Origin of the sequence: Celeribacter marinus, from assembly GCF_965656515.1 — a bacterium.
GTDB lineage: Bacteria > Pseudomonadota > Alphaproteobacteria > Rhodobacterales > Rhodobacteraceae > Celeribacter > Celeribacter marinus_D.
Window position 1 is genome coordinate 4,228 of record NZ_CBFHKW010000058.1, and the last position, 4,303, is coordinate 8,530.

General features: G+C 57.8%; 7 protein-coding genes. 6 read left to right on the top strand and 1 reads right to left on the bottom strand.

Annotation, left to right across the window (positions count from 1 at the left end; translation table 11 throughout):
- From ACTG34_RS11505 to ACTG34_RS11515, 3 genes are all read left to right on the top strand, one after another.
- Positions 1–200: sigma factor-like helix-turn-helix DNA-binding protein (locus tag ACTG34_RS11505; protein ID WP_439105045.1), on the top strand; the 200-nt coding region annotated here is incomplete at its 5' end.
- On the top strand, positions 187–639 hold the full coding sequence (locus tag ACTG34_RS11510; RefSeq protein WP_439105046.1) for a hypothetical protein: 453 nt from the start codon (positions 187–189) through the stop codon (positions 637–639). The genes ACTG34_RS11505 and ACTG34_RS11510, both read left to right, overlap by 14 nt.
- A 3-nt stretch (positions 640–642) precedes the next feature.
- Entirely contained in the window at positions 643–1,215 is a 573-nt protein-coding gene (locus tag ACTG34_RS11515; RefSeq protein WP_439105047.1) for a periplasmic heavy metal sensor, read from the top strand.
- Positions 1,216–1,269: 54 nt separating this feature from the next.
- Here the strand turns inward: ACTG34_RS11515 and ACTG34_RS11520 are convergent, their stop codons facing one another.
- Complete coding sequence (locus tag ACTG34_RS11520; protein ID WP_439105048.1) at positions 1,270–2,652, bottom strand: diguanylate cyclase; 1,383 nt, start codon at positions 2,650–2,652, stop codon at positions 1,270–1,272.
- Positions 2,653–2,790: 138 nt separating this feature from the next.
- Here ACTG34_RS11520 and ACTG34_RS11525 point away from each other — a divergent pair, with 138 nt between their 5' ends.
- The 3 genes from ACTG34_RS11525 to ACTG34_RS11535 form a co-directional block, all read left to right on the top strand.
- Positions 2,791–3,069: a DUF3572 domain-containing protein gene (locus ACTG34_RS11525; protein WP_439105049.1), complete on the top strand. Its 279-nt coding sequence runs from the start codon at positions 2,791–2,793 to the stop codon at positions 3,067–3,069.
- Positions 3,066–3,782, top strand: coding sequence for an HAD family hydrolase (locus ACTG34_RS11530; protein ID WP_439105050.1), 717 nt, complete (start codon positions 3,066–3,068; stop codon positions 3,780–3,782). The genes ACTG34_RS11525 and ACTG34_RS11530 overlap by 4 nt, the downstream gene beginning before the upstream one ends.
- A gap of 166 nt (positions 3,783–3,948) precedes the next feature.
- Positions 3,949–4,303, top strand: a 355-nt coding sequence (locus tag ACTG34_RS11535; protein ID WP_439105051.1) for a heme NO-binding domain-containing protein, incomplete at its 3' end; no start/stop codon positions are given.

Genomic DNA, 4,303 nt, shown 5'->3' on the forward strand with positions numbered 1-4,303 from the left:
CATTAGGGACGTTGCCCGAGCGCCAAAGACAAGCGGTGGTTTTGCGCCATATCGAGGGGCTATCAAACCCCGACATTGCACAGATCCTAAACGTGAGTGTGGAGGCGGTTGAAAGCCTTGTCGCACGGGGCAAGCGGGTGTTGGCCAAACAGTTGGCCGGCGAAAAGGAAAGATTGGGGTTCGAAGATGACGAAACGTGACAAAGATCGCTGGGGTCCATCCCCCTTTGAGGCGCCGCTTGATCCCCAAGTGGATCAGGCGTTGGACGCGCTGTTTGCGCAGGCTCGTGATGTGGCGCGTGATGTGGACCGCGGACCATCGGCGGACCTTATGGCGCGGATCATGGCGGATGCGGATGCCCAGCTTGCTGATATGACACCCGCACCACGCGCCGATGCGCCACGGCACCATCCGGTCCTGCGCGCGGCGATGGCGGCGCTGGGGGGGTGGCGTGGCCTCACAGGTGTGGCGACCGCAGGTGTGACAGGTTTGGTGATCGGTCTTGGCGCGCCGGGTGTCGTGACAAATGTGGCATTGGGATCGCAAAGCGCGAGCGTGTCGCAAGCACCGGTTGAGGTGAGCGCATATGCGCTCGACGATCTTGTGCCGAGCTTCTACGATCTGGGGACAGAAGGATAAACCATGAGCGATCTTGATCAAACCCCGCCCAAGACCAACAGGTTCCATTGGAGCCGCGTGGTCCTTGCCGTCTCGTTGGCCCTCAATCTGGCTGTTGTCGGACTGGTTGCGGGGGCGGCGTTGCGCCACGAGAAACGCGATGGTTCGGACGATGATCATGCGCGCAGCATGCAGACCCGTGATTTCGGGTTTGGTCCATATGTTGGTGCGTTTGACGGGGATGTGCGGCGTGAGCTTGGCCGTGCATTTGCGCGGCAGGCGGGGGGGCGCGTTGAGGCCCGTGCGCGCATTCAGGCGCAATTTGAGGCAGTGATGGCGGCATTACGCAGCGAGCCGTTTGATGCGGCGATGTTCGAGAGTTTGATCGTCGGGCAACAATCGGATTTGGCGGCGCGCCAAGAGATCGGGGCGCGCCTGTTGGCCCAAAAAGTTGCAGCGATGACACCGGATGAGCGTTCGGCCTACGCCTCGCGTCTTGATGACATGATCAAGCGCGGACCGCGCGACGACAAAGGGCGCGACGACAAAGGGCGCGACGACAAAGGGCGCGACGACAAAGACGGCTTCAAGAAATAGCGATGAGGCTTTCGCACAGATGGATTACCATGCGAGGCCATGTTGATGCCATCATCACGCGGCCGTAGCACCGAAGGTCACTTGATTACGCCCGCCAGATTTTGACGCGTAAAGGGCGGTGTCGGCGATGTCGATGAGGCCTGAAACCGAGAGTTCGTTGGGTATCATCTGTGTTGACATAGCCACGCCGAGGGAGATCGAAACGCTGATAGGCTCGCCGTCCCCTGTGACGCATGCGGGTGTTGCGCAAACGCTGTTGCGGATACGTTCAGCGGCCACATGTGCACTTTGTGCCGTGGTGGCAGGCATCGCGACCAAAAACTCCTCCCCACCGATCCGCGCCACGAGGTCTTGGGGGCGCAAGGTGTCGCGGATGCGCCGCGCCACCTCGACCAACACCGTATCGCCAAGCGCATGGCCAAAGGTATCATTGACCGATTTGAAGTCGTCGATGTCCACAAGCATGACCGCCAAGGGCGCGTTGGTTAGTGTCGTCTCATGTGCCAGTCGTTCGAGGTGTGGTTTGGCGTAGCGGCGGTTATACAGGCCGGTGAGCGGATCAACCGACGCCATGCGCATCCCGTGGTCGATTGTATCGCGCAGGCGATCCGCCTCACGTTTGCGACTGACGAGCTTACGAATGCGCAAGGCAAGTTCATCAGGATCGCTATTGAGCGGCATGATCGCATTGGCCCCGATATCCAGCGCCAAAATCGCATCAATCCTTTTTTGCTCAGGATACATGACCATGACCGCAGCATGACGGGTCTTTTCGTTTGCGCGAATATTGGACAACAAAAGAAGGTCATCTCTAAGATCATGAAAATGACTCGAGACAATGACCAAGTCCGCGTTCTGGGTCGCGTGAATGGAATGGATTGCATTGTCGTAGCGGGCGACATCGACATCGGAATTTATGAGGCCGCGCAGGGAGCTGCGCAGCTTCACCGCATCGTCCGCGTATGGGGAGGCAATCACAATGTGCGATGGCGTCACGGGTGATGTCGTGTCGGTGGGGAAGCCCATTTCGAGGGCTGTTTGTGTGCGCCGCTTCAACTCGTTTGCAGTATCTGACACGCGCTTGAGTGCGCGCATCTGTGCCAAAAGTGCGACGCGGTCCAGCGGTTTGACCAAATATACATCAGCACCTGCGCGCAAAGCCGCTATGCGGTGTTCGGTCGTGTCAGGGCCGACCATCGCGATGGGAATGTGGCGCAACGTATCCGTGGCCTTGAGGCGCGTACAGACGCCCGCAGCGCCGGCATCGCCCAAATCGTGATCGATAATGATCACGTCGGGGTTCGACGTTGCGGCGTTCGAAAGAACGTCATTGGCACAACTGGCCATAGACACGTCATAGTGAGCCGCGCTCAACATCACCTTCATGGTGATGCGGCTGGTGGGAACGCTATCCGCTATGAGGATATGGCCTGGCATTTATGTTTATATTTCCTCTTTAATTTCGCGCGTCACATCCTAAACAGTGTCGTCATGCGAGAGCGGCATCGCGCGATGACGAAGATTGATGCTAAAATGGTTAACAAATCGTTTCTTTGTTAAGAAAGGTTACGAAATATGAAGCAGGACTCTGCCGAAGCACTGGCCCTTACCATCCTCGCTTGGCTCGTTGGGGATGATGATCTTTTGCCAACGTTTCTCGGCTCGACGGGTATGGATGGCGCCGAATTGCGCGCCCGTGCGGGTGAGACAGAGGTCTTGGCCGCGGTTCTCGATTTCTTAATGATGAATGATGAATGGGTTTACAGGTGGGCCGATGAAACACAGGGTGATCCCACGCATGTGATGCGGGCGCGTCAGGCACTTCCCGGTGGGGAGCAGATCAATTGGACATGACGCATTCAGCCCGCCCTGTGAGAGCCGTTTTGTTCGACAAGGACGGCACGTTGATCGATTTTCAAAAGACATGGGGGCCGTGGGCGGCGCAGGCCATTCGGGATTCGGCGGCACAGACGGGCGTGGCGGCATCACAGATTGCCGAAACATTGCGGTTTGATCTGACGCATGACACATTTCACCGTGACAGTCCGGTGATTGCCGGCACGCCCGATGATCTGGCAGAGTTGCTAAAGCGCTATTTGCCCGAGCTGTCACCGCGCGACATCTTGGCACTGATCACGCCCAAACCCGGCACGCTCACGCTTGCGCCTGTGGCGGGTCTGGTCGAGATGCACGCGGCCTTGGGGGCGGCGGGGATCGCGCAAGGGGTCGTGACCAATGATTTCGAGGGAGAGACGCGGGGCCAAATTCGGGATCTCGGATTGGACGGCGTGTTCGGCGTGGTGATCGGATATGACAGCGGGCATGGTGGCAAGCCTGCGCCAGAGGGCTGTTTGGCGGCGGCGCGCGCGCTTGGGTCTGATCCACGCGATACCGTGATGGTGGGTGATAGTTTGCACGATCTCAATGCGGGACGAGCGGCGGGAATGCGCACTGTTGCGGTGCTAACGGGGGTCGCGGTTGAGGCCGATTTGTCCGCGTATGCGGATGTTGTTTTGGCCTCGATTGCCGATTTGCCAGCGTGGATTGCACGCCAAGGAACAGCGTAGTCGGCGCGGCCCGTCGCGCGTTTTTCAGCGAGATTTATAAATAATTTGAGGTATTTGGTGCCCGTCGTCTGGCATGTAGACGGATGTATTGGCACTTTTTTAAGACCAAGGGCGTAACTGTGAGGGCGTAAAACAAGATCAGGTTGCTAAAAAGGGATCGCTCCACATGCACGGGATGATCAATCGCGCGTTACAATGTTTTTTGCGCGACACATACGGGGGCCAAACCTGGGTAAAGATTGCCGAGGCGGCGAACCTAGGATTTGAGAATTTCGAGGCGATGTTGGGCTATCCCGACAGCGTCACTTTGGATGTGATAAGTGCGACCGCGCGTCATTTCAAAAAGCCTGTCGATAGTATTCTAGAGGATTTGGGCACCTATATGGTGTCGCATCCCAATGTCGAACCCGTGCGCCGCCTGTTGCGGTTTGGCGGTGGTGATTTTACAGAATTTTTGTTTTCACTCAATGAGTTGAAGTGGCGCGCGGCGATGGCGCTTCCCGATCTTGAGGTGCCGGAAC

Coding starts and splice junctions, on each gene's coding strand:
- ACTG34_RS11520 (WP_439105048.1), bottom strand. CDS start 2,652: ATGCCAGGCCATATCCTCATAGCGGATAGCGTTCCCACCAGCCGCATC.
- ACTG34_RS11515 (WP_439105047.1), top strand. CDS start 643: ATGAGCGATCTTGATCAAACCCCGCCCAAGACCAACAGGTTCCATTGG.
- ACTG34_RS11530 (WP_439105050.1), top strand. CDS start 3,066: ATGACGCATTCAGCCCGCCCTGTGAGAGCCGTTTTGTTCGACAAGGAC.
- ACTG34_RS11510 (WP_439105046.1), top strand. CDS start 187: ATGACGAAACGTGACAAAGATCGCTGGGGTCCATCCCCCTTTGAGGCG.
- ACTG34_RS11525 (WP_439105049.1), top strand. CDS start 2,791: ATGAAGCAGGACTCTGCCGAAGCACTGGCCCTTACCATCCTCGCTTGG.